This is a genomic window from Streptomyces sp. NPDC101234 (genome assembly GCF_044767525.1).
Lineage (GTDB): Bacteria > Actinomycetota > Actinomycetes > Streptomycetales > Streptomycetaceae > Streptomyces > Streptomyces sasae.
Window position 1 is genome coordinate 1 of the sequence record NZ_JBIWOA010000031.1, and the last position, 26,239, is coordinate 26,239.

The following is a 26,239-nucleotide window of genomic DNA, read 5'->3' on the forward strand; positions in this document are numbered from 1 at the left end:
CAACTTCGCCCGAGCACGGTTCACTTCATGTGCGTCCACGCCTCCAGCATGCCCCCGAACAGTGCCGCGAGACAGACCTAACGGAGTCCTACTAGGACCCTCCGCCGGATCGGGGCGCAGGACAGCGGCGGTGACTGTCGGCCGGGGTGAGCGGGGTCGTGGGGGCCTCGGGGCCGACCGCCGGGCGGCCACTTCGGCGACCGGCGGCAACGCCGCTCGGGGTACCCCCTCCGGGGCGAGGGTGGGCCGGCCCCCGGTCTGCGGCGTGATCCGCCGGGCAGGAGCGCCTAGGGCCGTACGCCGATCACGACGTTGGCGTACAGCTCCTCCGAGATCGCGAGGCAGGTGGTCAGGCCGGCGTGCCGGAAGGCCGCCACGGCATCGTCGGCCTGACGTTCGCTCGTCTCGACGAGGACGCAGCCGCCCGGCGCCAGCCACTGGGGCGCCTCGGCGGCGACCCTGCGCAGCACGTCGAGCCCGTCGCCGCCGCCGTCGAGGGCGACCAGCGGCTCGTGGTCGCGGGCCTCGGCGGGCAGCAGCCCGACCTCGCCGCTGGGGACGTACGGCACGTTGGCCGCGAGGATCCCGATCCTGCCGCGCAGGGCGGCGGGCAGGGCGTCGAACAGGTCGCCGGCGTGGGCGTGGCCCCCGTAGGGGGCGATGTTGCGGCGGGCGCAGCCGACCGCGGCCGGGTCGATGTCGGCGGCGTGCAGTTCGACGTCGCCGAGGGCGGCGGCGAGGGCCGCGCCCACCGCACCCGAGCCGCAGCACAGGTCGACGACGACGGACGCGCCGGGGGCCTGGGCGAGGGCCTGGTCGACCAGGAACTCGGTGCGGCGGCGGGGCACGAACACGCCGGGTTCCACGAGCACGCGCAGCCCGTGGAACCCGGCCCAGCCGAGGACGTGTTCGAGGGGCCGGCCACTGGCGCGCCGGTCGACCATCGCGGCCAGTTCGTCCGGGGTGCGGGCGGTGGCGAGGATCAACTCCGCCTCGTCCTCGGCGAAGACGCAGCCCGCGGCGCGCAGCGCGGAGACGACAGCGGTGGTGTCGGAGAGTGAAGTCATCGCCGCGAGCCTATCCGTAGTCCGGACCGCCGGTCGCCGGCCGTCAGACGCCGACCGTCTCCTGGGTCTCCTCCTCGGCCTCCTGGGCGAGTTCGGCCGGTGACTCGGGTACGGCCACGGACGACGCCGAGGCCGCGACCGGGGCCGGGGCCTGGGCCGCCTTGGTCCGCTCGTACGCCGCCGCGATCGCGGTGACCGCGAGGCCGGCCAGCAGCCAGACCACGAGGGTCCACACGTTCCGGCTCAGGCCGTCGCTGCCGAAGTACAGGAGGCTGCGGGCGCCTTCGACGAAGCCGGCGCCGTTCCAGAAGGCGTGCAGGGTGCCGAAGAAGCCGTTCTGCAGCTCGGGGCGGAACAACCCGCCGGAGCTGGTGAAGTTGAGCATCACGAAGAGCACCATCATGGTCAGCGTCGTCCACCGCTTGAGGAAGGTGTGCAGGCCGACGCCGATGAGCAGGATGCCCGCCGAGTAGAGCCAGGCCATGCCCCAGATGCCGGCCAGGTCGTGCTGGGCGAGGTGGAACACCGGTCCGGCGAGCAGCGCGCCGATGCTGCCGACGACGGCGGAGACGCCGAGCGCCAGCAGGGCGCGGATCCGCATGGGGAGCGTGCCGCCGGCCGCGCCGAGGGCGGCGACCGAGGCGTAGGAGCCGATGCTGACCGCGATGAGCAGGAAGAACAGGCCCTGTCCTGTGGGGTCGTCGGCGACGGGCTCGGCCACGTCGGTGACCTTGAGCGGGAGGCCCTCCTCGGCGGCGACCGGGGTGAAGACCTTCTCGACGGCGGTGGCGCCCATGTCGGAGGCGGCGCTCGCGACGAGAAGTTCCGGTGTCCTGGTGCTCGGCACATAGGCGCCGGTCACGGTGCGGGCCTTGAGCAGGTCCACTGCCTCGGTGCGGGTGGGGACGGTACGGACGTCGAGCTTGTCACCGGCGGTGTCCTTGATGGTCTGCGCGAACACCTTCGCCTTCGGTCCGGTGCCGACCACGGCCACGGGCAGGTGGTTCGGCTCCGGGTGGACGAACGCGCCCATGTAGGCCAGCCCCATGCCCAGGCACATCAGCAGCGGGGTGATCAGGTGCGTGAGCACATGGCGCAGTGCCGGTGACCTCATCGCGTACGACCTCCAGATCTTCCGGTTCTCCCGAAGCACCTTCGGGACAACTGGTTGGCTTATACAACTCAGACTCAAGTTGTACTATACAACTAGACCGTCGGAGGAGGTATTCCCGTGACATCCACGGAGACAGCCGTCGAGACCATCCAGCGCGAGATGACGACCTTCGCGCGGCGGGCCAGGGCGTCGGCCGGGCGGATGCACCCCGAGCTGTCACTGGTGTCCTACACGCTCCTCGGGCATCTGGAGGAGCGCGGCGGCTGCCGGGCGACCGACCTGGCCGCGCACTACGCGCTGGACAAGTCGACGGTCAGCCGGCAGGTGGCGGCGCTGGAGCGGTCGGGGCTGATCGAGCGGCGTCTGGACCCGGAGGACCACCGGGTCCAGGTGCTGCATCTGACGGAGGCCGGGGAGGAGATCCTGGCCCAGGTGACCCGCAGCCGCCGGGCCGCCTTCCGGGAGCGGCTGGCGGAGTGGGCGGAGGAGGACCTGGTCAGGTTCGCCGGCTACCTGGAGCGCTACAACGCCGGGACGTCGACGGGCACCGGCGAGGACTGACCGAGCGCCTGCGGCACCCGGGCCGCGAGGAAGGCGGTACGGCGGCGGAGGCGGAAGCCGAGGGACTCGTACAGCCGGATCGCGGTGGTGTTCTCGGCGCCGGTGTGCAGGAACGGGGTCTCGCCGCGTTCCCGGATGCCGTACGCGACCGCGCGGATGAGCCGGGTCGCGAGGCCCTCGCCGCGGTACGCCGGGTCGGTGCAGACCGCGCTGATCTCGGTCCAGCCCGGCGGGTGCAGCCGCTCCCCCGCCATCGCGATCAGCCTCCCGTCGCGGCGGATGCCCAGGTAGGTGCCCATTTCGATGGTGCGGGGCAGGAAGGGGCCGGGCCGGGTGCGCTCGATCAGGTCGAGTATCTCGGGCACGTCGGCGGGGCCGAGACGGACCGCGGCCGGCTCCGGGACGGCCTCCATGCCCTCGTCCACCAGCTGCACTCCCGCGATGTCCATCGTGAGCTCCCAGCCGTCCGGGAGTTCCCCGCGGTAGCCGGGCAGTCCGACCTCCTCGCCGGGCCCGGCGAAGGCGGCGAGATCCGCCCAGTCACGGGCGTCGGGCTCGTCGGGCAGGGCCAGCCACGGGGAGACGTCGACCGGGTAGCGCAGGATGCGGCCGCGGCGCTCGGCGAAGTGGGCGTGCGGGCCGGTGAGCGAGGCGAGGGCGGGGTTGTCCAGGAGGTGCGGGACGGTGCCGCCGCCCTCACGGGGGCCGGGGAGGCTCATATCCCGACCTCGATCACGATCTTGCCGCGGGTGTGCCCGTCCTCGACCGCGCGCAGCGCCTGGTCGGCCCGGTCGAGCGGGAAGGTCTGCGAGACATGCGGGTCGAGTTCACCGCCCACCACCAGTTCGGCCACCTCGTCCAGGACCGCGGCGGTACGGGCCCGCTCGACCCGGCTGCCGCCCAGTGCGGCGACGGCCTGGGGCGGGGCTCCGGCGGTGATCAGCCTGGTGCGGTCCGCGAGCAGCGTGGCCGCCTCGGCGAGCACCTCTCCGCCGACCAGGTCGTAGACACCGTCCGCGCCCTCGGGAGCGGCGGCCCGCACCCGCTCGGCCAGGTCGGGGCCGGAGGCCACGTGGACGGCGCCGAGCGACTCGACGAAGTCCTTCTTGGCCTCGCTCGCCACACCGACGACCCGCAGGCCCCAGGCGCGGGCGATCTGGACGGCCGCCGCGCCGACCCCGCCGCCTGCGCCCACGACCAGCAGGGTCGCGCCCTCGGGCAGGTCGAGCTGGCGTACGCCGTCGTAGGCGGTGGCCGCGGCGACCGGCAGGGTGGCTGCGTCGGTGAAGGACAGCGCGGCGGGCTTGTGCGCGGTCACGGCCGCCGGCAGCAGGGCGTACTCGGCGAAGGCGCCGGCGGGCGTGTTGCCGAAGACCTCGTCGCCGACCGTGAACCCGGTCACGCCCTCGCCGATCTCCTCGACGACTCCGGCGGCCTCGCTGCCGAGGACGACCGGGAAACGCGCCTCGCCCTCGCCCGGGCGGCGCAGTCCGTCGCGCAGCTTCCAGTCCACGGGGTTGACCCCCGCCGCGCGCACCGCGATCAGCAGCTCACCGGGGCCGGGACCGGGCCGGTCCACCTCGGCGAAGGCCTCGGTCTCGGGCCCGCCGTGCCTGGTGTAGACGTATGCCTTGGGCATCGTGTTTCCTCGCTCTCTGGTGCTGTCGCCGGTGTCCCGGTAGCGGCATTCAGCGGCAAGGACGAGCGCACGGCCGCTATTCCCGCGCCCGCGGATCGTTCACACGGCTGCAATGATCGGGGTCCTGACCTGGGCCGGAGCACCCGATCGGACATCGTACGGTTGAAGCATGAACGTCACCCGAGGCTTCACCGGCCGCCCCCGCATCGACAATCCCGGACTGCCACCGGGCCAGTACGACGCGGGCGACGACTGGCCGGTGCTCTCCGCCGAGGTGACGCCGGAGCTGGCGCCCGCCGACTGGTCGTTCCGGATCGACGGGCTGGTGGCCGAGCCGCGCACCTGGGACTGGGCCGCGGCGCACGCGCTTCCCGCGTCGGCGTACGAGGGTGACATCCACTGTGTGACCAGCTGGTCGAAGTTCGGGGTGCGGTTCGGGGGCGTCTCCTTGGACGCGTTTTTCAATGTGGTCCGCCCACATGTGTCCGCCACCCATGCCGTCGCCTATTCGCACACGGGTTACACCACCAACCTGCCGCTCGCGGACCTCACCGGCGGCCGGGCCTGGATCGCCTTCGAGTACGAGGGCGAGCCGCTGGCCGCCGAGCACGGCGGGCCGGCCCGGCTGCTGGTGCCGCACCTGTACTTCTGGAAGAGCGCGAAGTGGATCGCGGGGATCACCCTCCTCGACCACGACGAGCCCGGTTTCTGGGAGCAGAACGGCTACCACGCGCGGGGCAACCCCTGGGAGGAGCAGAGGTACTCCGGTGACTGAGACCACCACCGCCGGGGGCTTCGCTCCCCCGACGCGCTTCGCGGTGCCCGGGCGCATCGCGGTCAGCACCCGGGCCGCCGCGGTGTGGCAGACGGCCACCCTCACCGAGATCCGCCGCGAGACCCCGCACTCGGCGACCTTCCGGTTCGCGGTGCCGGCCTGGGCGGGACATCTGCCCGGGCAGCACCTGATGCTGCGGCTGACCGCCGGGGACGGCTACGCGGCCCAGCGGCACTACTCCCTCGCGTCCGCTCCGGACGACTCCGGGCACATCGAGCTGACCCTGGACCATGTCGAGGGCGGCGAGGTCTCCGGCTGGTTCCACACGGTGGCCCGGCCCGGTGACACCGTCGAGGTGCGCGGCCCGTTGAGCGGCTTCTTCGCCTGGCCCGGCGACCGGCCCGCGCTGCTGGTCGGCGCCGGTTCCGGGGTCGTACCGCTGATGTCGATGGTCCGGCACCACCGGGCCCGGGCCCTGGACGTGCCGCTGCGCCTGGTGGTGTCGGCGCGGTCTCCCGAGGAGCTGATCTACGCGCGGGAGCTGGGTGCGGAGACCACGGCGGTGTTCACCCGGACCGCTCCGGAGGGTGTGCCGGTGGGACGTATGGCCGCCGCACATGTGGCCCCGTTCCTGGCCGAGCAGCCGGCCGGTGGGTGGGAGGCCTATGTGTGCGGTTCCAACGGTTTCGCGGAGCACGCCTCGCGGCTGCTGGTGGCGGCGGGCCAGCCGGTGGACCGGATCCGCATCGAGCGGTTCGGCTGAGCGCGGGTCCTCCGGACGACCTGCCCGGGGGCGTGCGGTCCGGGTACCGCGGGACGCCGGGCCGGGTGTGCGGCGCGCGCCGGAAGGTGTGCTTCGGCCGTTTCCGTGTCCGTGACCTCGGCAGGTGAGCCGGCTGCTCCGTACGGGGTACCACTTCGAAGTGGACGCTCGCGTGCAGGCGGGGGCACGCTGGGAGCTGCGGACCGGCTGTCCGGCCCTTCGGCTCCCGTTGCGGCGAGGAGGTCGACATGCGTACCCGGATGCGTGGCTGGCGCTGGCGGCAGAACCCGCTGCGGCGCAGTTCGGACGTGGTCGAGGCATGGACCGCGCTGGTCGTCGCGGTCCTGCTGTGCGTGGGTGCGCCCCTGGCCGGGGCATTGGTGGGCCTGTGGGCCCATGACCAGGCGCGGGCGGTCGCCACGGTCGAGCGGGCGGAACGGCACCGGGTCCGGGCCGTGGTCGTCGGCAGCACTCCGGAGCAGCTGCCGTCGGTGCAGGGCGGCGACCGGGAGCACGCCTACCAGGTGGACGTCCGCTGGAGCGAACCCGGCAAGGGGACACGGACGGCCCTGGCCCGGGTGCCGGCGGGGACCCGGACCGGTGACGTGGTGGACGTGTGGTTCGACCGTCAGGGGCACGGTGTCGCCCCGCCGCCCACCGAGGTCGCCGTCTGGCAGCACGCGGTCACCGTGGGCATCTGCGGGGCGAGCGGCGCGGCGGCCGTGGTGCTGCTCGGGCACGGCGTCGTCCGCCGGGTCGCGCTGCGCCACCGGCTCGCCGAGTGGGAGCAGGAATGGGCGCGCACCGGCCCGGACTGGACCCGCGGGCGCGCCTGAGACAGCCCGGGGCGCGACCTGGGTGACCCGACCACCCGCCGTGGCCGCCCGGCCGCCCGGGATCTCCCGCCCGCCGTCCACGACGAGCCGCCCGGCCGTCTTGACCAGCGGATCGACAGCAGAACAAGAGCAGACGGCAGGGGGTCACCACGGGGGCCGGCGGTGCACGGGCCTGGCGAGTCGTCGGACCACCCACGTACGGTGTGATCATCCGCACCTACCCTTCACAAAGGCGGTTGTCGATGGCCCTGTTCGACCTCCCTCTCGACGAACTCCGTGAGCACCGCAGCGCGTCGGTGGCGCCCGAGGACTTCGACACCTTCTGGTCCAAGACCCTCCAGGAGGCACGCGAGCACGATCTGGACGCCCGCTTCGAGCCGGTCGACACCGGGCTGTCCACGGTCGAGGTGTACGACGTGACGTTCGCCGGGTTCGGCGGCCACCCGGTCAAGGGCTGGCTGCGGCTGCCGTCCGGCAGCACCGAACCGCTGCCGCTGGTCGTGGAGTTCATCGGCTACGGCGGCGGCCGCGGGCTGCCGCACGAGAGCCTGCTGTGGGCGTCGACCGGCCGGGCGCACTTCGTGATGGACACCCGGGGCCAGGGCAGCGCCTGGGGCGGTGGCGGTGGCACCGCCGACCCGGTGGGCGGAGCGCCGGCGTACCCCGGCTTCATGACGCGGGGTGTCGACGCGCCCGAGAACTACTACTACCGGCGGGTGTACACGGACGCGGTGCGCGCGGTCGAGGCGGCCCGCTCGCATCCGCTGACCGACGCGGCACGGACCGTGGCGCTCGGTGCCAGCCAGGGCGGCGGGATCACCATCGCGGTCGGCGGTCTGGTCCCGGACCTGGTCGCGGTCGCCCCGGACGTGCCGTTCCTGTGCGACTTCCCGCGCGCCACCACCCTGACGGACCGTCACCCGTACCGGGAGATCGGCCTCTTCCTCAAGACGCACCGCGGCCGCTCGGCGGACGTCCAGCGCACCCTCTCCTACTTCGACGGTGTGCACTTCGCGGCGCGCGGCCGGGCCCCGGCGCTGTTCTCGGCGGCCCTGGAGGACCAGACCTGCCCGCCGTCCACGGTCTTCGCGGCCTACAACTCCTGGGCGCACGACGACAAGGCCATCGAGGTGTACGACTTCAACGACCACGAGGGCGGCGGCCCGTACCACGAGGCGGCGAAGGTGCGCTGGCTCGGCTCGTACGCCTGAGGCGACGGAGGACAGGGACACCGCGAGACGGCCGAACGGTTGGTCCGGGAACCTCTTCCTCCGTCGGCCTTCCCTCCAGTCCGACCAGTCGGTACGTTCGGGAGACCTGGGCCGCAGCGTCGCGGTCCGGGTTTTCCGGCGTACGACGGAGGGCGCATGTCCGAGCACGAACCCCAGGTCCACGGCGTCTGCGAACCGCGTTTCGCGGCGGTGCGGGAGGCATTCGAGGAGAACTTCCGCGACCGGGAGGAACTGGGTGCCGCCGTCGCGGTGACGGTCGGCGGCGAGACGGTCGTGGATCTGTGGGGCGGCTGGGCGGACCCGGCGCACAGCAGGCCGTGGGAGCGGGACACCGTGGTCAACGTCTGGTCGACCACCAAGGGCCCGGTGGCGCTGTGCGCGCACATCCTGGCGGACCGCGGACTGCTCGACCTCGACGCACCGGTGGCCGACTACTGGCCCGAGTTCGCGGCGGCAGGCAAGGAGCGGGTGCTGGTCCGCCATCTCCTCTCGCACCGGGCCGGGCTGGCCGGTCTGCGGGAGCCGCACTCGTTCCAGGACCTGTACGACTGGGAGTTGACGACCGCGCGGCTGGCGGCGACGGAGCCCTGGTGGGAGCCGGGTACGCAGTCCGGGTACCACGCGCTGACCTACGGTTTCCTGGTCGGCGAGGTGGTGCGGCGGGTGTCGGGGCTGCTGCCGGGGGCGTTCCTGGAGCGGGAGGTGACCGGGCCGCTGGGGATCGACTTCACCGTCGGACTGCCGGAGAAGGAGTCCGGGCGGGCGGCCGAGCTGGTGCATCCGCGGGTCATGTCGAAGAGCGAACAGGCCGCGATCTTCAGCCAGTTGACGCCCGTGGCGATAGCGGCCCTGGGCAATCCGCCGGCGGGCGCGGCACAGGCGAACACCCCGGAGTGGCGGGCGGCCGAGATCCCGGCGGCCAACGGGCACGGCACGGCCCGCGCGGTGGCGGCGCTGTACGGCGTGTTCGCGGGCCGGGGCGAGTACGGTGGCCGGCGCGTGCTGTCGCCCGAGGCCGCGGAGCGGGTGCGCGAGGGGCAGGGCAGCTGCCGTGACCTGGTGCTCGGGGCGGGGTTCGAGCACAAGACCGAGGTCGGGCTGGGGCTGTGGCTGAGCGGGGCGAACGGGTCGTACGGGCCGAATCCACGGGCGTTCGGGCACGACGGTTTCGGCGGTTCCTGCGGGCTGGCCGACCCGGAGGCGGGGGTGTCGCTCGGGTACGTGATGAACCGGATGGGAGGGCGGATCGCCGACGATCCGCGCAAGACGGCCCTGGTCGAGGCCGTCTACGCGAGCCTGTGAGTTCCGCCGGGGCCCGCCCGGTTTCGGCCGAACCCGCCGACCGCTCTTCCCTCGTGGTTTAGACCAATGCTAGATGTGGTCGCGCAACGAACCCGCACGGCTACGTCTTGTCATCGAGGCCCGTCGGCAGGCGTCATCCCGCCTGCCCACGGCCCCGGTGGCCGGCCCTTGTCACCCACAGGAGGCGCGGCATGGCCCGCACCACCCAGCACGACCACTCCGAGAGCGAAGAGCAGCCGCTGTACTGGCGGATCGCGACGCTGCTGCTCGGCGAGCTCCGCGACGGCACCGTCCCGCCGGGCGAACGGCTGCCGGCGGAACGACAGTTGGCACGGCACTTCGGGGTCAGCAGGCAGACCGTCCGGCAGGCGCTGGAGGTGCTGCGCCTGAGCGGTCTGGTCGCGACCGACCGGCGGGGCAGTCATGCGACCCTGCGCGGCCGTCCGGTCGAGAGCCCGGTCTCCCTGGCGTTCCCGGTGGGCGCCGGCACCACGGATCACGGCGCGGTCGACCGGGCCACGGTGACCTGGGAGGAGCCGCCGCCCGAGCATGCGGCGGCGCTGGGCCTCGCCCCGCACCGGCCGACCCTGGTGCACCGCTACGAGTCGGCCTCCCCCGACGGCCACGCCCTGCGCACCGCCGTGACCTCCTTCTCGGCCGTCGCCCTGACCGAGGTCGAGGAACTGGGCCGCTACCGGGGACGGGCCGACGGAGCCGCCGCGGCGCAGCTGCGCCGGGCCTACGAATGGATGCGCAAGGCGGGCCTGACCCTGCACCACCGGGACTCGATCACGCAGGTCGCGGACGCGGCCTCGGTCCGGGTGACCCGCCGGGTGCACGACCAGTACGCCCGCCCGCTGGAGATCACCGACCTGGTGGTGGACGCCCAGCAGGACACGCTGGTCTACGAGTTCACGGTGCCGGCGGCGAAGTGACCTTCCGGGCCACGACCAGCCGGGCGCGCGGGCTGCCGTCGTCGCGCTCGCCGAACTCGGGCAGCGCGTACAGGTCCGTCGCGAACCCGGCCCGCGCCGACTCCCGCAGCACATCGCCGAGTCGGAAGGCCCGGTAGTACATGACGAACGGCGGCCGCCACAGCGCGTTGCGCACCCGCATCACGGCGTCGAAGCCGAGCAGCATCCAGAAGCCGAGGCCGGTGGGGCGGGGCGGGGCGAGCACCGGGAAGGCGAAGGCGCCGCCGGGCCGCAGTACCGAGTGGACCTGGCCGAAGAGGCCGGGCAGCTCGCGGGGCAGGAAATGCCCGAACGCCCCGAAGCTGACGACCAGGTCGAAGGCGGGCCCGAACGGCAGGGCCCGGGCGTCGGCCTGTACCCAGGTGACGTCCGGCCCTTCGGGCGGGGGCAGGCGGCGGGCGACGTCGAGCATGCCGGCGCTGAAGTCGACGCCGGTGACGCTGCCGGTGCACACCTGGGCCAGCACGTCCAGACCGGCTCCGGTGCCGCAGCACAGGTCGAGGCCGGCCTCGAACGGGCCGAGCGGGGTGAGCGCCTTCGCGACCGCCTCCAGCACCGAGTCCGGCGTCCGGAAGGGGGTGTGGTCGAACTTGGGGGCCAGCAGGTCGTAGCCGCGCTCGACCGAGGACAGGGCCTGGACGGCGAGTTCACGGAGGCTCGGGCCTTCGGGGCTGAACATCCGGCCAGCTTACGGGAGCCCCCGGCGCCGGACACGGCGGAGGCGCGGCCCTCGTACGGGACCGCGCCTCCGGCCGGGACTCACGGCACCATGCCGGGTCTCACACCATGACGCCGGGTCTCACAGCCACGGCGCCGGCTGTCACGCCACGGTGAGCGTGAGGGCTCCCGTGTAGGTGGAGCCGGCGGTGATCGCCGTCTCGGTGCCGTCGACCGTCAGCTTCACGGTCCTGCCGCGCGGCGCCTTCACGGCGGCGTCGGCGGCGAGGGTGAGGCTGGTCAGGTACGACGTCCCGGTGACCGTCCAGGTGGAGCCGCTGTTCAGCTGGACGACCACACCGTTGTTGACGGCGGCCTGCACGGTGTTGGTGACGATGCCGAGCTCGTAGAAGGTGGACGAGTCGATCGAGGACACCCGGTGCTTGGCCTTGGTCGCCGAGATGACGCCCTCGACGCTGGAGCCCTCGAAGGTGAGGACCATGTTCTTGCCGTTGCGCATGCCGTTGTAGAAGTCGCCCTTCAGCTTGATGGAGCTGAACGTGGCGGCAGCGTCGTTGGAGTGGACGGCGGTGACGTCGAAGGAGGAGTTCTTCGTGGGGTCGGTGGTGGGCTCGGTGTAGACGCCGACGTTCATCATCTTGCCGTTGACGGGGACCGGGCCCGGGTCGTCCAGCTCGATCATCTGCAGGATGATCCCGTCGCGCGGGTTGAGCCGCGCGCCCTTGGAGCCGTCGACCTTGATGGTGGTCTGCTGGCCCTTGTTGAGGAAAGTGGCCCGCTCGGAGTTGATGACGGTGCCGCCGTCCAGGGTGAGCTGTCCGGCGCCGAAGAACATGTAGCCGAAGTGGCCGGAGTTCACGACGGTGTTGCGCTCCGGGATGCTCTTCAGCTCGGCGTTGGACAGGCCGAGTGCCAGCTCGGTGTTGAGGGCGGCGACGGCGTCGCGGGTGCTGTCGCCGTAGTGCACGACGGCGGCCGGCCCGGCGATGATCGTCGCGTAGGAGCCGACGTCGAAGCGGGAGCCGAGGACGCGGACGGTGGCGTCGCCGATGGCGTAGGTGCCGTAGCCGTAGTCGCCGGTGTTGCCGACGTGGCTGTTGATCGAGGTCAGCTTCAGACCGCTGCCGCCCTCGACCGACAGGGCACCCCAGGTCTCGGAGAACACGGTCGAGTTGAGGTAGGTGGCGATGCTGTTCTTGCCGATCAGGTTGGTCGCGCGGACGTTGCCGTCCAGGCCCAGCATCCAGGGCACGGACTCCATGTAGGGGGTCTCGACGGTGGCCTGGTAGTCGGAGGGCAGGACGCCGTTGCGGGCGCGCAGGAAGGAGTCCTTGACGAGGACGTTGGCGCCGTTGTTGGCGATGACCGTGGTACGGACCACGCCCTTGTTGCTGACCCGGGCGCCGTCCACGACCAGCTTGGTCGAGGAGCCGTCGCCGACCACGGCCGCGCCGTACCCGGCGAAGTCGGAACGGCCGTTGCCCGTCAGGGAGATGGCGGTGCCCTGGAGGGTGTAGCTGCCGCTCTCGACGTAGACGCCGTTGAAGCACTCGCCGGTGGAGGTGATCGACACGTTCCGGGCGGCCGCGTCGGTGACCTTGCCGCCGCGTACGGCGGAGAGCACGGACTTCGCGGAGTCGACGCCGTCGGAGCCGACGTACAGTGCCTGCCGGAACGGGAAGGTCAGCGTCTGGTAGGTGACGTCGTTGGACTCGGCGACCGTCAGGACGACGTCACCGCGGTAGGTCCCGGCCTGGATCAGGGTCGCGGTGCCGCCGGTCGCGGTGAGCAGCTGGCCGGTCTCCACGCCGTCGACGGTCAGGCTGATGTCGTACCCGGTCGGGGCGACGATCTTGCCGCCGGTACCGATGGTCAGCTGGCTGACCTGGGTGGTCGCGGCGAGTTCGTAGGTCTCCCCCGCGGCGACGGAGATCGTCTTGCCCGACGCCTTCGGCGCGGCGGTGGCGGTGCCGGAGGCGGCGAGGGGAACGAGCACGGCCGCTGCGGTGGCGGAACCGGCGATCAGGAACGAACGTCGGGATGTCAGCGTCATTGCAGGCCTTTCCACGGGTGGAGTGCGCCGTCGCGCAGAGTTACTGGCCGCCGGTCGGGACCTGGGCGGCGAAGGCACTTGAGGTGCTGAGGTGGGAGTGAATCAGCCCCGGGAAATCAGGGACAGACCTCGCACACACGCATCCCGGAACCCGATGGCTTCGATCGTGGGGCCCACTTCATGGCGATTACACAGAGTCGCCACAGTCGGTGTCGGTGCGCACGCACGACGGCGAGGCGGACGGCCCGCATGCCGTCCACCTCGCCGTGCCCCTGTATGTGTGCTCCGCGGGTATGTGTGCCACGCGGGTATGTGTGCTACGCCGGTGCGATCATCCCCGCCGACAGGTCGATGTCCGCCCCGCAGAGTCCGGGCATCGCGAGCATTGCGACGAGCGCCTGCGCGACCTCGTCCTCCTCCACCAGCCGGCCGAGCGCGGCCCGGGACGCGAAGTCCCGCTCCGCCTCCTCGACGGTGCAGCCGGTGAGTTCGGCGGTGAGCCGGAAGTTGCGGTCCATCCGCGGACCGCGCACCGGGCCGGGCGAAAGGGAGTTGACGCTCACTCCCCGCGGGCCCACCTCGCCCGCCAGCGTCCGCGTGAGGCCGATCAGCGCCATCTTGGAGGCGGTGTAGGGCGTACGGTTGAGCAGCGGTCGCTTGCCGCTGACCGAGGCGACGTTGACGATGTCGCCGCGTCCGGCGGCCAGCATGGCCGGCAGGAAGGCCCGGCACATGAGGTAGACGCCGCGTACGTTGGCGGCGAACACGTCGTCCCACTCGTCGGGTTCGATGTCGACGAGCGGCCGGACCGGTCCCGCGACGCCGGCGTTGTTGACGAGCAACGACACGTCCTCGTCGGCGAGTCCGTCGGCCAGGGCGCGTACGGACGCGGGGTCGGAGACATCGCACACGGCGGTGCGGGCCGCTCCGCCCACCTTGGCCGCGGCCTCCGCGAGGGCCTGCTCGTTCCGGCCGACCAGGACCACCCGGGCCCCGGCGTCCGCGAGCGCCAGCGCGAAGGCCCGGCCGAGCGGTCCGCCCCCGCCGGTGACCAGTGCCGTACGCCCCTCAAGGGTCATGCGTGGTTCCACGGCAGCTCGTCACCGGCGGCCTTGGCGGCCCGTACGTCACCGGAGCGGGCGTGCCCCTCGAACAGCTCGACCCGGGAGGCGCGTCCGCACAGCCGCCCGAGCAGGGCCTGCGACCCGGTGTCGGTGACCTCCTGGTAGGTGACGGTCTTGAGGTACTTCCCCACCCACAGGCCGCCGGTGTAGCGGGCGGCACCACGTGTGGGCAGCACATGGTTGGTCCCGATGACCTTGTCGCCGAACGACACACAGGTGCCCTCGCCGAGGAACAGCGCGCCGTACTGGGTCATCTTCTCCAGGGCGAGGCGCGGTTCGGCGGTGAGCACCTCGACATGCTCGAAGGCGAACGAGTCGGCGAGTTCGTACAGTTCGTCGATCGAGTCGACGACATGCACCTGGCCGTGGTTGCGCCAGGCCGGCTCCGCGTAGTCGCGGGTGGGCATGCCGGGGAGGATGCGGTCGACCTCGGCGATGGTCTTCTCGGCGATCTCGCGGGAGGTGGTGATGAGGACGGCCGGGGAGTCCGGGCCGTGCTCGGCCTGGGAGAGCAGGTCGACCGCGCAGACGAACGGGTCGGCCTGGTCGTCGGCAAGGACCAGGATCTCGGTGGGTCCGGCGAACAGGTCGATGCCGATCTCGCCGAAGAGCTGGCGCTTGGCCTCGGCGACATAGGCGTTGCCGGGTCCGGCGATCAGGTTGACCGGCTCCATGGTGTCGGTGCCCACGGCCATCGCGGCGACCGCCTGGACGCCGCCGAGCAGCCAGATCTCGTCGGCGCCCGCGAGGTGCATGGCGGCGACGGTGGCGGCGGGGATCTCGCCGTGGATCGGCGGGGTGCAGGCGACCACGCGCGGTACGCCGGCCACCTTGGCGGTGACGATGGTCATGTGGGCGGAGGCGGTGAGCGGGTAGCGGCCGCCCGGGATGTAGGCGCCGGTCGCCTGCACCGGGATGTGCTTCTGCCCGAGCTTCACGCCGGGCAGCGTCTCGATCTCGAACTCGCCCATGGAGTCCAGCTGGTGGCGGGCGAAGTTACGGACCTGCTCCTGGACGAACTTGATGTCGTCGATGACCTGCTGGGGCACCGAGGCGACGATCTTCTCGACCTCCTCGGCGCTCAGCCGGAAGGAGTCGGGGCTCCACTTGTCGAATTTCTCGGAGTACGCGCGGACGGCCGCGTCCCCGCGTTCGCGGATGTCCGCGATGACGCCCGTCACCGTCTGACGCACCTGGTCGAGGGAGGCGGCCACCTCGGCCCTGGGCACGGCCTGCTTCAGGATCTCTGCCACAACTGCGGCCTTTCTGGGGAGTGTTCGGCTCGAAGGATCAGACGGGGGGTGCTTCGAACAGCACGTCGGGGTCGTTGAACTGCTCCTTGGCGACCGACTCGCTCATCGGGTCGGCGGTGCCCCACTGGTCCTGTGTCATCGGATCGGCCACGTCGTGCCGGCCCGGGTGCCACAGGTCCTCTTCCAGGACGGCGAGTTCGGTCGTGTACTCGACGGTGTTGCCGTGCGGGTCGTGGAAGTAGGAGAAGGTGTTGTCGCCCGCGAGGTGCCGTCCCGGGCCCCAGGTGAGCCGGGTCCCGGCCCGTAGCGCACGTCCGGTGCCGCGCATGTACTCCTCCACCCCGCGCATCTCGAACGAGGCGTGGTGCAGTGACACATGGGGGCCGCGTGCGATGGCGAAGGAGTGGTGCAGCGGGCTGCACCGCAGGAAGTACATGAGGTCACCCATGTGCGTGGAGTACAGGGTGTCGGTCAGCCGGAAGCCCAGGTGCTGGATGTAGAAGTCCCGCAGCCCCTCCGGGTCCTGGGAGTTGACCACACAGTGCGAGAGCCGCACCGGGATGGCCTCGCGCTCCTCGACCTTGCGGTGGGCGCGGGTGGCGACGTCGGCGGAGACCTCGACGACGCGCCCGTCCGGGTCGAAGAAGCGCAGCCCGTAGCCGCCGCCGGGGGTGTCCAGCGCCCGGGGTTCGTGGATGATCTGCACCCCGGCCCGCCCCAGCCGCACCGCCAGCTCGTCCACCGCTTCCGGGGAGACCGCGCCGAAGGCGACCAGGTCCATGCGCTTGCGCTCGTCCTTGCGGATGCGGACGATGTACTGCTCGGGGCTGCCCTCGGCGGCGAAGAACGCGATACCGCTGTCGTTGGCCACCTCGGTCAGGCCCCAGGTGGTGCCGTAGAAGGCGCGCTGGGTGTCGAAGTCCGGTACGGCCAGGTCGACATGGCGCAGATGGGTGATGGGCTGGAAGCTCATGCGTGGCTCCTGACGGTGTTGCGCTGCCGGCCGAGGCCGGTGATCTCGGCGTCGATCACGTCCCCGGGCTTGAGGAAGACCCCCCAGTGCGCGCCGTTGCCGGCCGGGGAGCCGGTGAGCAGCAGGTCGCCGGGGCGCAGGGTGGTGGTCGTGGAGGCGTAGGCGATCAGCCGCGGGATGTCGAAGATCATGTCCTTGGTGGACTCGTCCTGGCGGACCACTCCGTTGTGCCGCAGGGTGATCCGCAGGTCGCCCGGGTCGCCGACGAAGTCCGCGGGGACCAGGAAGGGCCCGGTCGGCAGGAAGGTGTCGGCGTTCTTGGCGGTGAACCAGTCGGTGCCGATGGCCTTCAGGTCGGGCCGGTACAGCCGGTCACGGGTCGTCAGGTCGTTGCTGATCGTGTAGGCGGCGACGTGGGACATCGCCTCCTCGGCCGGGATGTCCTTGCCCGGCTTCCCGATGACCAGGGCGAGTTCGAGCTCCCAGTCGTGCTGTTCGCCGAGCGCGGGCAGCACGATGTCGTCGTACGGTCCGCACAGGGCGCGCGGGGAGCCGAGGAAGATGTAGGGGACGCCGTTGCGGATCCGCTCGTCCATCATCTTCTCGGCGTCGGCGCGGGCCTCCTCGGGGGTGGCGCCGTGCACGCTCGCCTTCTCGCCGGCGACGATGTCGACCACGTGCTTGCGGTAGTTGGCGCCGCTCTGCAGGATCTGGCCCGGCTCGATCGGCGTCAGGACCCGCAGGTCCGCCAGGTCGTGCCAGGTGCCGTCGGCGGAGGCGGCCAGCTCGTGCAGCCGGGGCAGCCAGGCGTCCCAGTCCTCGAACAGTTCGCGCACCGACTCGGCCTGGTCGGAGAGGTCGCGGACCCGCGGGCCGGCGACCAGGCCGGGGAAGGCGGCTGCGCCGCCGTGGAAGGTGCCGAGCGCGAAGGGTCCGGCATGGGAGGGGAAAGGTTCGGGCACGGGCGGCTCTCCTCGTACGGATGGGGGCTCGCCTCCGACGCTAGGCATCGCACGCGGTCGGCGGAAATGGCCGTTCGCGATGCCTGCCATCGCCTGTGGTTCCAGCCCCTGCCTGCGCGGATGCGGTTGCGCCGGGCGGGGGGCTCCATCGCCGTCGGGGATGGATGACGTCCCCCTTCCCGATGACTGGATCCGTTGACCCTGCACGGACCGCCGATCAGGCTCGATGCCACCCCGAACCCGAGGAGCGCACCGTGGTAGTCGAGCATGCCGAGCTGACCGTCGAGGAAGGCCGGGAAGCGGAATTCGAGGAGGTCTTCGGCAAGGCCCGTGAGGTGCTCGCCGAGGCCGACGGGTTCCGCTGGGCCGAGCTGCTGCGCTGCGACGAGCGGCCGCGGACGTTCCTCCTGCTGGTCGGCTGGGAGTCGGTCGAGGCGCACACGGTCGGGTTTCGGGAGTCGGAGCGGTTCGCCCGCTGGCGGGCCCTGGTCGGCCCGTTCTTCGCCACCTCGCCGGCCGTCGAGCACTACCACGAGCTGGGCCCCCGTTTCACCGGCTGACAGCTGCCGGGACCCCACTGTCTGTCTTTCTGCCTGTCTTTCTACTTTCGCAAGGATCGCCCATGCCCGTGAACAAGGTGCTCGTCGTCGGCGGCGGCATCACCGGAAGCGTGCTGTGTCTCGCCCTCGCCCAGCGCGGTGTCGAGGCGGAGCTCGTCGAGATCTCGCCCCAGTGGTTCGGGGTGGGCCATGGCATCACCATCCAGGGCAACGCGCTCAAGGCGCTGCGTTCGGTCGGGGTGCTGGACCGGGTACTGGCCCGGGCGGTGCCGTTCGACCACCTGCGGCTGCGCCGGGCCGACGGCGGTCTGATGACCGAGCTGCAGACCCCGCACACCGGCGGTGAGGACCTGCCCTCGACGGCGGGGGCGCTCCGCTCGGATCTGCAGAACGCCCTGTGCGACGCGGTGTACGCGCACGGTGTCACCGTCCGCCTCGGCCTGAGCGTGCGTGAACTGGACCAGTCGGCCGACCATGTGGACGTCACCTTCACCGACGGTTCCACCGGCCGCTACGACCTGGTGGTGGGCGCCGACGGCATCAACTCGGCGATGCGCTCGCTCATCGGCATCGAGACCAAGCCGCGCCCGGTCGGTATGTCGATCTTCCGGGTGGTGGCCCGGCGGCCCGCCGAGATGGACTGCGCGGAGGTGTACTACGGCGGCCCGCGCTACAAGGCCGGCTACAGCCCGATCTCCGAGGACCAGTGCTACGCCTACCTCCTCGACGAGAACCTGGACGCCTCGCTGATCGGCCCGCGTGCCTCGCTGGACCTGATGCGTGAGCGTGGCGCCGGGTACGGCGGCACCTGGGGGAAGATACTCGCCTCACTGCCCGACGACACGGCGGTCGACTACCGGTGGATCGAGGCGGTGCTGGTCGACGAGGACTGGCACCGGGGCCGGACGATGGTGATCGGTGACGCGGCGCACGCGTGTCCGCCGCTGATCGCACAGGGCGCCGCGATGTGCATGGAGGACGCGGTGCTGCTGGCCGAGCTGGTCACCGCCGACGAGCCGGTGGACAAGGCGCTGGAGCGGTTCATGGCCCGGCGGCTGCCGCGCGTCCGCATGGTGCTGGACAACTCCCTCCGGCTCGCCGAGTGGGAGATCCACCCGGAGACCCCGGGCGCCGACCCGGCGCGGATCATGTCGGAGACGCTCTCCTCGCTGACGGCGGCCGCATGAGCACGCCCGTCGTCGACTTCCACGGCCATCTCGCGGTGCCCGCGGCCGACGCCCTGGTGGCGGGCAGCTCGGGCTTCGCGGCGGAGCTGGCCGCCGAGCAGCGCGCCCACTCCCCCGCGTCGCTGGCCGCCAACCGGGCGCAACTGCAGCGGCTGGCCGGGAAGTTGACGGACGTCGAGGCCCGCCTCGCCGACCTGGACGCGATGAGTGTGGACATCCAGGTGGTGGGCCCCATGCCCATGCACCACTACTGGGCCGAGCCCGATCTGGCCGTGCGGCTGGCCCGTACCGTCAACGAGGCGGTCGCCGGGCACTGCGTCGCCGCACCCGAGCGGCTCCACGGCCTCGGCACGGTACCGCTCCAGCACCCGGACCTGGCGGTCGCCCTGCTGGACACGGCGGTCACCGAGCTGGGCCTGTACGGCATCAGTGTCTCCACCACCGTCGCGGGCCGTGAACTGGCCGACCCCGCGCACGACGAGGTCTGGGCGAAGGCGGAGGAGCTGGGCACGGTCGTCTTCGTCCACCCCTGGGGCTGTTCGCTCGGCGAGCGGCTGGCCTCGAACTACCTGGGCAACACGGTCGGCCAGCCCACCGAGACCACGGTGGCGCTCTCCCAGCTGATCTTCACCGGGGTCCTGGACCGCTTCCCGCGGCTGAAGCTGGTGGCCGCACACGGCGGCGGCTATCTGCCGACGTACATCGGGCGCTCCGACCACGCCTGGGAGGTACGGCCGGACGCGCGCGGCTGCGCCGAGCCGCCCAGCTCCTATCTGCGGCGGATGTGGTTCGACGCGCTCGTCTACACTCCGCGCGCGCTGCGCCATCTGGTCGAGGAGGTGGGCGCGGACCGGGTCGTGCTGGGCACCGACCACCCCTTCGACATGGGGGTGACCGATCCGGTGGCCCGCCTGGACGCGGCCGGCCTGGATCCGGCCGCGCGGGACGCGATCGCCGGGGGCAACGCTCTCGATCTGCTGCTGAAAGGACGCGCGTGATGCCCCCGACACATCTCGGTCCCGTCGAGGAAGAGCTCACCAGGGCCCGTACCGCCTACCGGAACCGGGGCCGCTGGGGTGCGGACGACGTGCTGGGCACGCTCAACTTCATCGACGACGCGATCCGCGCGCACGCCGCGAGTCTGGTCCGGCGCGGCCGCTCCTTCTCGCTGGCCCAGGAGTTCGACGGGTCCGGCCCCCAGGGCTTCCCGCACGGCTTCGGCGGCGACGGCGACCCGGTCCTGATGCCGCTGCGGGCGTGCACGCAGTGGGAGGGGCTGGGCCGCGTCCATGACGACGGGCGGGCGGGGAACGGCCGTCCGTACGGCCTCGTCGGCGGCGACGGCGAGTCGGTGGCCCGCATGGAGCACCTGCGGGACGCCTTCACCGGCCGCGGTGTGCTCCTGGACGTCGGGCGGGCCGTGGGGGACGCGCGGGGCGAACTCCCGGACGGCTTCGCGATCACGGAGGAGCATCTGCGCGTCACCGTCGAGGCGCAGGGTGCCACTTCGGGTGTGCGGCGGGGTGACATCGTTCTCGTCCGCACCGGTCAGCTGGGCCGGGTGCGGCGGCTCGGCGAGTGGGGCGGGTACGCGGCCGGGGACGCGCCCGGCCTGTCCTTCACCACCCTCGGCTGGCTGCACCGCACGGAGATCGCGGCCATCGCCACCGACACCCGGGGCCTGGAAGTACGGCCCCACGAGTTCGCCGGGCCGGCCAGGTCCCCGCTGCACCGGATCGCCGTCGCCGACATGGGCCTGCCGCTGGGCGGGATGTGGGACCTGGAGGCCCTCGCGGAGGACTGCGCCGCCGACGGTGTGCACGAGTTCCTGCTGGTCGCGGCGCCCCTGCCGGTCCCCGGTGCGGTAGGTGCGCCCGTCAGTCCCATCGCCGTCAAATGAGCCGTCCGCCGTGTCGTACCCGAGCAGCCAAGTGAGCTCCCACGTGAACACGAACCGTTTCTCCGGCACCCTCCACCTCCCCGGCGACGAGGGCTTCGAGGAGGCCTGTCTCGGCCGGGTCTTCAACGCCCGCCGCCCTGCCGACCGCACCCCCGCCGCCGTACTCGAGGCGGTCACCGAACAGGACGTCGTCGAGGGCGTACGGCTGGCCCTGGAGCGCGGCTGGCAGGTCGCCGTCCGCTCCGGCGGGCACAGCTGGGCCGCCTGGTCGGTGCGCCGGGACGCGCTGCTGATCGACCTCGGCGGCTTCCACGAGCTGTCGTACGACGAAAGCACCCGGATCGTGACCGCGACGCCCGGCGTCAAGGGCGGCGACGAACTCAACCCGTATCTCGGCGGGTTCGGGCGATTCTTCAACGGCGGACACTGTCCCTCGGTGGGCATCGGCGGCTTCCTGCTCCAGGGCGGGCAGGGCTGGAACGCGCGCGGCTGGGGCTGGGCGGCGGAGAACGTCGTCGCGATCGACGTGGTCACCGCGGACGGCGAACTGGTCCGCGCCGACGAGAGCCGGAACAGTGACCTGTTCTGGGCGGCGCGCGGCGCCGGCCCCGGCTTCTTCGGTGTCGTCACCCGCTTCCATCTGCGCACCCGCCCGCTGCCCAAGCACCTGGCGCACACCGTGCACGCCTACCCTCTCGACCTCTTCGACGAGGTCATGACCTGGCTGCACGACACCCACCACACGGTCTCCGACCTGGTGGAGATCGTCGCGCTCACCCAGACCCCGCCGGACCTCGACGGACCGGTGCTGCTGGTCACGGGTGTCTCGATGACGGACACGCCTCAGGAGGCCGCCGAGGCGCTCGCGCCGCTGCACGCCAACCCGTACGCCGACCGGGCCCTGTTCCGCATCGAGGCCGAGCCCACCACCTTCGCCGAGGAGCTCCACAACCAGCGGCTCGCCAACCCGGAGGGCCACCGCTACCTCGTCGACAACGCCTGGCTGACCGGCCCCGCCGAGGAGGTCGTCCCGGCGATCCGCAAGGCGTTCACCGAGCAGCCGACCCGGCAGACCTTCACCATCTGGTTCTCGATGGCGCCACTGCGCGAACTCCCCGACATGGCCTTCTCCATGCAGTCGGAGATCTACTGCGCCACCTATGTCGTGCACGACGACCCCGCCCGGGACACGGAGCTGCGCGCCTGGCTGGACGACGCGATGGCGGCGATGCAGCCGGTGACCGCGGGCCAGTACCTGGGCGACTCCGACTTCACCGTACGGCAGTTGAGGTTCATGGGGGACGAGCAGTGGCGGCGGCTGAACGAGATCCGGGCCGCCCGGGACCCCAAGGGCGTCTTCGCCGGCTATCTGAGCGCCGGGACCGTCACCAACACCAACCACTGGGAGAGCTGAGCAGCCATGCGTTTCGCGACATACGAGTACGAGGGCGAGGAGCGCGCCGGCGCGGTGCGGGACGGGGTGATCCATCCGCTGCCCGAAGGTGTGACCCTGCTCGCGCTCATCGAGGACGGGGTGCTGTACGCGGCCGGTATCGAAGCCCTGGACGGGGCAAGTGAGTTGACGGTGGATCAGGTGCGGTTGCTGCCGCCGCTGAAGCCGCCGTCCATCCGGGACTTCGTCGGGTTCGAGGCGCACATCGAGGGTGTCTCGAAGTCGCTGGACGGCCTTGAGCACGTACCCGAGGAGTGGTACCGGGCACCCAACTTCTACTTCACCAACCCGCACGCGGCCTACGGCGCCCATGACGACGTGCCGATCCCGGCGGGCTGCTCGGTGCTCGACTTCGAGCTGGAGGTCGGCGCGGTCATCGGCCGCAGCGGCCGGGACCTCACGCCCGAGCAGGCGAAGGACCACATCATCGGCTACCTGGTCTTCAACGACTGGTCGGCCCGGGATCTGCAGAAGCCGGAGAAGAACCTCGGCCTGGGCTTCTCCAAGGGCAAGGACTTCGCGAACACGCTGGGTCCCTACCTGGTCACCGCCGACGAGGTGGCGGACCGGCGGGATCCGGACGGCTTCCTGGACCTGGAGATGACGGTCGCCCTGAACGGCGAGCTGATCGGCCGGGACACCCTCGCCAACGTCTCCTGGACCTTCGAGGAGATGATCGCCTACGCCAGCCGGGACGCCTGGGTGCACCCGGGCGACATCCTCGGGTCGGGCACCTGCGGCTGGGGCGCGCTGGCGGAGTTCTGGGGCCGCGTCGGGGAGCGCACGCCGCCCCCGCTGAAGCCCGGGGACGAGGTGACGCTGACCGTCGAGGGGATCGGCACGGTGTCCAACAAGATCGTGCCCGGACGGGCAGACGCGTACCTTCCGCGGGCCCGGAGGAGGGGCCGTACGCCCCGTCCCTAACATGCGAACCTATGGGGGGCCTGTGTGACGCGCAGGCTCCCCACCTGCGTGTATCCGGGGCTCGAATGGCTGTCATCACATCTTCCTGAGAGTGTGCCCGACCCCCTTCCTCGACCGGCGTCCGCTCGTTAACCTCGCGTTTCACCGAAGCTTCAAAGACGTGGCCGGCCGGAAGGGGACATCCGTGGGTCTCGGAGCGATCGATCTCAATCTTCTGGTGGCACTGGAGGCACTCCTCGAGGAGAAGAACGTCACCCACGCGGGTGTACGACTGTCCACCAGCCAGTCCGCGATGAGCGGCTCGCTGGCGCGGCTGCGCCGGCACTTCAATGACGAGCTGCTGATCCGGGTGGGCCGGGAGTACGAGCTGACGCCGCTCGCGGAGCGGCTGCTGCCGGTCGTCCAGGGGTCGCTGCAGAAGGCCGAGGAGGCGCTGTCGCTGACCCGGCACTTCGACCCGGGACGCAGCCGCCAGCGGTTCTCCGTGGTGATGTCGGACTATGTGATGACGGTGTTCGTGGAGCCGCTGCTGCGGGTCATCGCCGCCGAGGCGCCGGGCATCCGGATCGACTTCCACCCGATCATCGACGGGCAGCTGGAGACCGAGACGCATCTGCGCTGTCACGACCTGATGATCGTGCCGCTCGGCTATCAGCTGCCCGGGGTCAGCGAGGCCGTGATGCACGACCGGTTCGTGTGCATCGTCGACCCGGCCAACCCGCGTCTGGTGGACGGCCGGCTCTCCCTGCGCGACCTGGCGGAGATGCCGCACGCGGCCTGCGCCATCGGCAAGAGCCACACCCCCGCCGAGCGCCAGCTGGAGACCCTCGGGATCTCCCCGAAGGTGCAGGTCAGCACGCCGGGCTTCAGTGTGCTGCCGTTCCTGGTGAGCGGCACGGACCTGGTGGCGATGGTCCCGGAGCGGCTGGCGCGGCGCTACGAGGACTTCGCGCGCTGTGCGGTCGTACCGGCGCCGTTCCCGGACGTGCCGCTGGTGGAGGCCATGTACTGGCATCACAACCGGCACGGCGACCCGGCGCACCGCTGGCTGCGGGACACGGTCCGCAAGGTCGGGACGGCGCTGAGCCAGGATGCCCCGATCGAGATCGCCAAGGCGGATGCCACCCATCCCGAGAGCGCGTTTCCGGAGCTGTCCGCGGCTTCCTAGCGTGGACGGGAGGACATCCCGCACGCCCCCGTGGAGGAAACCGTGGAAGCCGTGAGCCGCACGCGCCTGGCCGGCCGTACCGTCGTCGTCACCGGAGCCGCACAGGGCCAGGGGGCCGCGGAGGCGGCCGCGGCCGCCCGGGAGGGTGCCACGGTGATCGCGACCGATGTGCTGGACGAGGCCGGGGAGAAGCTCGCCGCGTCCCTGCGCGCCGACGGCCTCGACGTCCGCTACGTCCACCTGGACGTGACCTCGGCCGAGGACTGGGCGTTGCTCGCGGACTCCCTGGACGTCGTGCACGGCCTGGTGAACAACGCGGGCATCCCGATGCGGGCCCGGCTCGGCCAGGTCGGGCTCGCCGACTGGAACCGGGCCTTCGCGGTGAACACCACCGGCGCCCTGCTCGGCATCCAGGCCCTGGCCCCGCTGATGCCGGCCGGCTCCTCGATCGTGAACGTCGGCTCGGTCGCCGGGCTCACCGCGCACCACGCCGTCGCGTACACCACCAGCAAGTGGGCGCTGCGGGGGCTGTCCAAGGTGGCGGCCCTGGAGCTGGCCCCGCGCGGCATCCGGACCAACATCATCCACCCCGGATACATCGAGACCCCGCTGATGGCGACCGCCAACCCGGTGTTCGTCGCCGCCCACCTCGCCATGACACCCCAGGGCCGCCCCGGCACGGTCGACGAGGTGGCCCCGCTCGTCGTCTATCTCCTGTCCGACGAGGCGTCGTACGTCAACGGCGCGGAGATCACCGTCGACGGCGGCTACTCCTCGCACGGCCCGGTGAAGGCGATCACCAACGCCCTCGACCAGGACTGATCGTCAGCCCTTGAGCTGTTGCAGGGTGGCCTTGGTGTCCGACTTCAGCCAGCCCGTCACCTCGTCGAGCGTCGGCGGGTTGGTGTCGCTCTCGTACGAGGACAGGTACGCGCTGTAGGACATGCTGTACGTCATCCAGCCGTCCCGCACCGCGAGGGTGGCGTAGCGCGATCCGCTGGTGGTGGAGCCGTTGCTGGTGTCCTGGGTGACCAGGTAGGCCTCGTCGCCGATGCCCTGCACGGGGGTCACGTCGTAATCGGTGTGGCTGTCGCCGTAGTTCTTCCAGGTGGCGGTGAACTCCGGCCCCGGGTCGGTCTTCTTGTGCAGGTCGACCTGTAGGGAGAGATAGGCGTCCGCGTAGCTGGACCCGGTCTTCTTGAGGCTGAGGCTGCAGATGCTCTCGTCCAGGGCCGGGTCCTTCATGGCGTTCTTCGTCGGGGACGAGTCGTCGGCGGGGTACTCCTCCTTGAACGACGAGTAGTCCGCGCCGGAGCAGAGGTTCGCGGGCGCCGTGTAGCCGCGCAGATCCGCCTTGTCGCCGAAACCCCCGGTCAGAAAGAGGCCGGCCGCCCAGGCCGCGGAGGCGACCACCGCGCCCACCGCGGCCCACAGCACGGCCCGTGCGGCCGTGTTCGTGCCGCCCGACGGCGCGGCGGCGGGCGGCGGATAGCCGTAACCGGGTTGTACGGCATAGGGATTGGCCTGCTGTGGCTGGGCAGGCTGGTTGACGAGGGTCGGCTGGGCGTAGGGGTTCTGTGGCGGCGGCGACTGCGGGTTCGGATACGGGTACGCGGTCGGCTGGGGCGGCTGGGCCGCCTGGGGCTGCTGGGCCGGTATCACCGGCGGCTGGTCCGGCGGCTGCGCGGGCTGCTGCGGGGAGGACGGCGGCTGCTGCGGTGGCGTGGACATGACGTGAAGA

The 26,239-nt window shown here is 71.8% G+C and carries 26 protein-coding genes; 15 read left to right on the forward strand and 11 right to left on the reverse strand.

The annotated features are described in order from the left end of the window. Positions 1–287 precede the first annotated feature (287 nt). Both ACIRR9_RS40820 and ACIRR9_RS40825 read right to left on the reverse strand, forming a co-directional pair. On the reverse strand, positions 288–1,067 hold the full coding sequence (locus ACIRR9_RS40820; protein ID WP_403763151.1) for a putative protein N(5)-glutamine methyltransferase: 780 nt from the start codon (positions 1,065–1,067) through the stop codon (positions 288–290). Positions 1,068–1,110: 43 nt separating this feature from the next. Beyond that, positions 1,111–2,181, reverse strand: a complete 1,071-nt coding sequence (locus tag ACIRR9_RS40825; protein ID WP_403763154.1) for a hypothetical protein — start codon at positions 2,179–2,181, stop codon at positions 1,111–1,113. A gap of 159 nt (positions 2,182–2,340) precedes the next feature. On the opposite strand from ACIRR9_RS40825, the gene ACIRR9_RS40830 reads away from it, so the two are divergent. After that, the gene (locus ACIRR9_RS40830; RefSeq protein ID WP_365345809.1) at positions 2,341–2,742 is read left to right on the forward strand and encodes a MarR family transcriptional regulator; all 402 of its coding nucleotides are present in this window, start codon (positions 2,341–2,343) and stop codon (positions 2,740–2,742) included. On the opposite strand, the gene ACIRR9_RS40835 is transcribed toward ACIRR9_RS40830, so the two are convergent. Both ACIRR9_RS40835 and ACIRR9_RS40840 read right to left on the reverse strand, forming a co-directional pair. Beyond that, the gene (locus ACIRR9_RS40835; protein WP_403763157.1) at positions 2,703–3,461 is read right to left on the reverse strand and encodes a GNAT family N-acetyltransferase; all 759 of its coding nucleotides are present in this window, start codon (positions 3,459–3,461) and stop codon (positions 2,703–2,705) included. The two genes, ACIRR9_RS40830 and ACIRR9_RS40835, sit on opposite strands and share 40 nt — an antisense overlap. Beyond that, positions 3,458–4,381, reverse strand: a complete 924-nt coding sequence (locus ACIRR9_RS40840) for an NADP-dependent oxidoreductase (protein WP_403763160.1) — start codon at positions 4,379–4,381, stop codon at positions 3,458–3,460. Before ACIRR9_RS40840 ends, ACIRR9_RS40835 begins: the two co-directional genes overlap by 4 nt. Positions 4,382–4,550: 169 nt before the next feature. Between ACIRR9_RS40840 and ACIRR9_RS40845 the strand changes: the two genes are divergently transcribed. The 6 genes from ACIRR9_RS40845 (at position 4,551) to ACIRR9_RS40870 (ending at position 10,224) form a co-directional block, all read left to right on the forward strand. After that, a complete protein-coding gene (locus ACIRR9_RS40845; RefSeq protein ID WP_403763162.1) occupies positions 4,551–5,156 on the forward strand; it encodes a sulfite oxidase-like oxidoreductase in 606 nt (201 codons plus the stop codon). Beyond that, on the forward strand, positions 5,149–5,919 hold the full coding sequence (locus tag ACIRR9_RS40850) for a ferredoxin reductase (RefSeq protein WP_403763165.1): 771 nt from the start codon (positions 5,149–5,151) through the stop codon (positions 5,917–5,919). The genes ACIRR9_RS40845 and ACIRR9_RS40850 overlap by 8 nt, the downstream gene beginning before the upstream one ends. A 248-nt stretch (positions 5,920–6,167) precedes the next feature. Then, complete coding sequence (locus ACIRR9_RS40855; RefSeq protein ID WP_365345689.1) at positions 6,168–6,755, forward strand: hypothetical protein; 588 nt, start codon at positions 6,168–6,170, stop codon at positions 6,753–6,755. A gap of 242 nt (positions 6,756–6,997) precedes the next feature. Then, a complete protein-coding gene (locus tag ACIRR9_RS40860; protein WP_403763168.1) occupies positions 6,998–7,966 on the forward strand; it encodes an acetylxylan esterase in 969 nt (322 codons plus the stop codon). A gap of 156 nt (positions 7,967–8,122) precedes the next feature. Then, positions 8,123–9,289 (forward strand): serine hydrolase domain-containing protein, encoded by a 1,167-nt coding sequence (locus tag ACIRR9_RS40865; protein WP_403763171.1) that lies wholly within the window; start codon positions 8,123–8,125, stop codon positions 9,287–9,289. A gap of 191 nt (positions 9,290–9,480) precedes the next feature. Continuing rightward, complete coding sequence (locus ACIRR9_RS40870; RefSeq protein ID WP_403763174.1) at positions 9,481–10,224, forward strand: GntR family transcriptional regulator; 744 nt, start codon at positions 9,481–9,483, stop codon at positions 10,222–10,224. Here ACIRR9_RS40870 and ACIRR9_RS40875 read toward each other — a convergent pair. The 6 genes from ACIRR9_RS40875 to ACIRR9_RS40900 all read right to left on the reverse strand — a co-directional run bounded on the left by ACIRR9_RS40875 (position 10,202) and on the right by ACIRR9_RS40900 (position 17,306). Beyond that, positions 10,202–10,942: a class I SAM-dependent methyltransferase gene (locus ACIRR9_RS40875; protein WP_403763177.1), complete on the reverse strand. Its 741-nt coding sequence runs from the start codon at positions 10,940–10,942 to the stop codon at positions 10,202–10,204. The two genes, ACIRR9_RS40870 and ACIRR9_RS40875, sit on opposite strands and share 23 nt — an antisense overlap. A 141-nt stretch (positions 10,943–11,083) precedes the next feature. After that, on the reverse strand, positions 11,084–12,994 hold the full coding sequence (locus ACIRR9_RS40880) for a hypothetical protein (RefSeq protein WP_403763180.1): 1,911 nt from the start codon (positions 12,992–12,994) through the stop codon (positions 11,084–11,086). 317 nt (positions 12,995–13,311) lie between these two features. Further along, entirely contained in the window at positions 13,312–14,073 is a 762-nt protein-coding gene (locus tag ACIRR9_RS40885) for an SDR family NAD(P)-dependent oxidoreductase (protein ID WP_403763183.1), read from the reverse strand. Beyond that, the gene (hisD, locus tag ACIRR9_RS40890; protein WP_403763186.1) at positions 14,070–15,371 is read right to left on the reverse strand and encodes a histidinol dehydrogenase; all 1,302 of its coding nucleotides are present in this window, start codon (positions 15,369–15,371) and stop codon (positions 14,070–14,072) included. Before hisD ends, ACIRR9_RS40885 begins: the two co-directional genes overlap by 4 nt. Before the next feature lie 37 nt (positions 15,372–15,408). Continuing rightward, the gene (locus tag ACIRR9_RS40895) at positions 15,409–16,344 is read right to left on the reverse strand and encodes a VOC family protein (protein WP_403763189.1); all 936 of its coding nucleotides are present in this window, start codon (positions 16,342–16,344) and stop codon (positions 15,409–15,411) included. Further along, on the reverse strand, positions 16,341–17,306 hold the full coding sequence (locus tag ACIRR9_RS40900; RefSeq protein WP_403763191.1) for a fumarylacetoacetate hydrolase family protein: 966 nt from the start codon (positions 17,304–17,306) through the stop codon (positions 16,341–16,343). The genes ACIRR9_RS40895 and ACIRR9_RS40900 overlap by 4 nt, the downstream gene beginning before the upstream one ends. A gap of 254 nt (positions 17,307–17,560) precedes the next feature. Here ACIRR9_RS40900 and ACIRR9_RS40905 point away from each other — a divergent pair, with 254 nt between their 5' ends. From ACIRR9_RS40905 to ACIRR9_RS40940, 8 genes are all read left to right on the forward strand, one after another. Beyond that, on the forward strand, positions 17,561–17,866 hold the full coding sequence (locus ACIRR9_RS40905) for an antibiotic biosynthesis monooxygenase family protein (RefSeq protein WP_403763194.1): 306 nt from the start codon (positions 17,561–17,563) through the stop codon (positions 17,864–17,866). 62 nt (positions 17,867–17,928) lie between these two features. Then, a complete protein-coding gene (locus ACIRR9_RS40910) occupies positions 17,929–19,053 on the forward strand; it encodes an FAD-dependent monooxygenase (protein ID WP_403763197.1) in 1,125 nt (374 codons plus the stop codon). Continuing rightward, positions 19,050–20,051 carry an amidohydrolase family protein gene (locus ACIRR9_RS40915; protein WP_403763200.1) on the forward strand — a complete coding sequence of 334 codons (1,002 nt, stop codon included), beginning with the start codon at positions 19,050–19,052 and terminating at the stop codon, positions 20,049–20,051. The genes ACIRR9_RS40910 and ACIRR9_RS40915 overlap by 4 nt, the downstream gene beginning before the upstream one ends. Next, a complete protein-coding gene (locus ACIRR9_RS40920; protein WP_403763203.1) occupies positions 20,051–20,953 on the forward strand; it encodes a cyclase family protein in 903 nt (300 codons plus the stop codon). Before ACIRR9_RS40915 ends, ACIRR9_RS40920 begins: the two co-directional genes overlap by 1 nt. A gap of 43 nt (positions 20,954–20,996) precedes the next feature. Continuing rightward, positions 20,997–22,367: an FAD-binding oxidoreductase gene (locus ACIRR9_RS40925; RefSeq protein WP_403763206.1), complete on the forward strand. Its 1,371-nt coding sequence runs from the start codon at positions 20,997–20,999 to the stop codon at positions 22,365–22,367. A gap of 6 nt (positions 22,368–22,373) precedes the next feature. Then, on the forward strand, positions 22,374–23,330 hold the full coding sequence (locus ACIRR9_RS40930; protein WP_403763209.1) for a fumarylacetoacetate hydrolase family protein: 957 nt from the start codon (positions 22,374–22,376) through the stop codon (positions 23,328–23,330). 184 nt (positions 23,331–23,514) lie between these two features. Then, positions 23,515–24,498: a LysR family transcriptional regulator gene (locus tag ACIRR9_RS40935; RefSeq protein WP_123971688.1), complete on the forward strand. Its 984-nt coding sequence runs from the start codon at positions 23,515–23,517 to the stop codon at positions 24,496–24,498. Between the two features lie 51 nt (positions 24,499–24,549). Next, entirely contained in the window at positions 24,550–25,320 is a 771-nt protein-coding gene (locus tag ACIRR9_RS40940; RefSeq protein WP_384557795.1) for an SDR family NAD(P)-dependent oxidoreductase, read from the forward strand. A 3-nt stretch (positions 25,321–25,323) separates the two neighbouring features. Here the strand turns inward: ACIRR9_RS40940 and ACIRR9_RS40945 are convergent, their stop codons facing one another. Beyond that, positions 25,324–26,229 (reverse strand): hypothetical protein, encoded by a 906-nt coding sequence (locus ACIRR9_RS40945; RefSeq protein WP_403763213.1) that lies wholly within the window; start codon positions 26,227–26,229, stop codon positions 25,324–25,326. Positions 26,230–26,239: the final 10 nt, after the last annotated feature.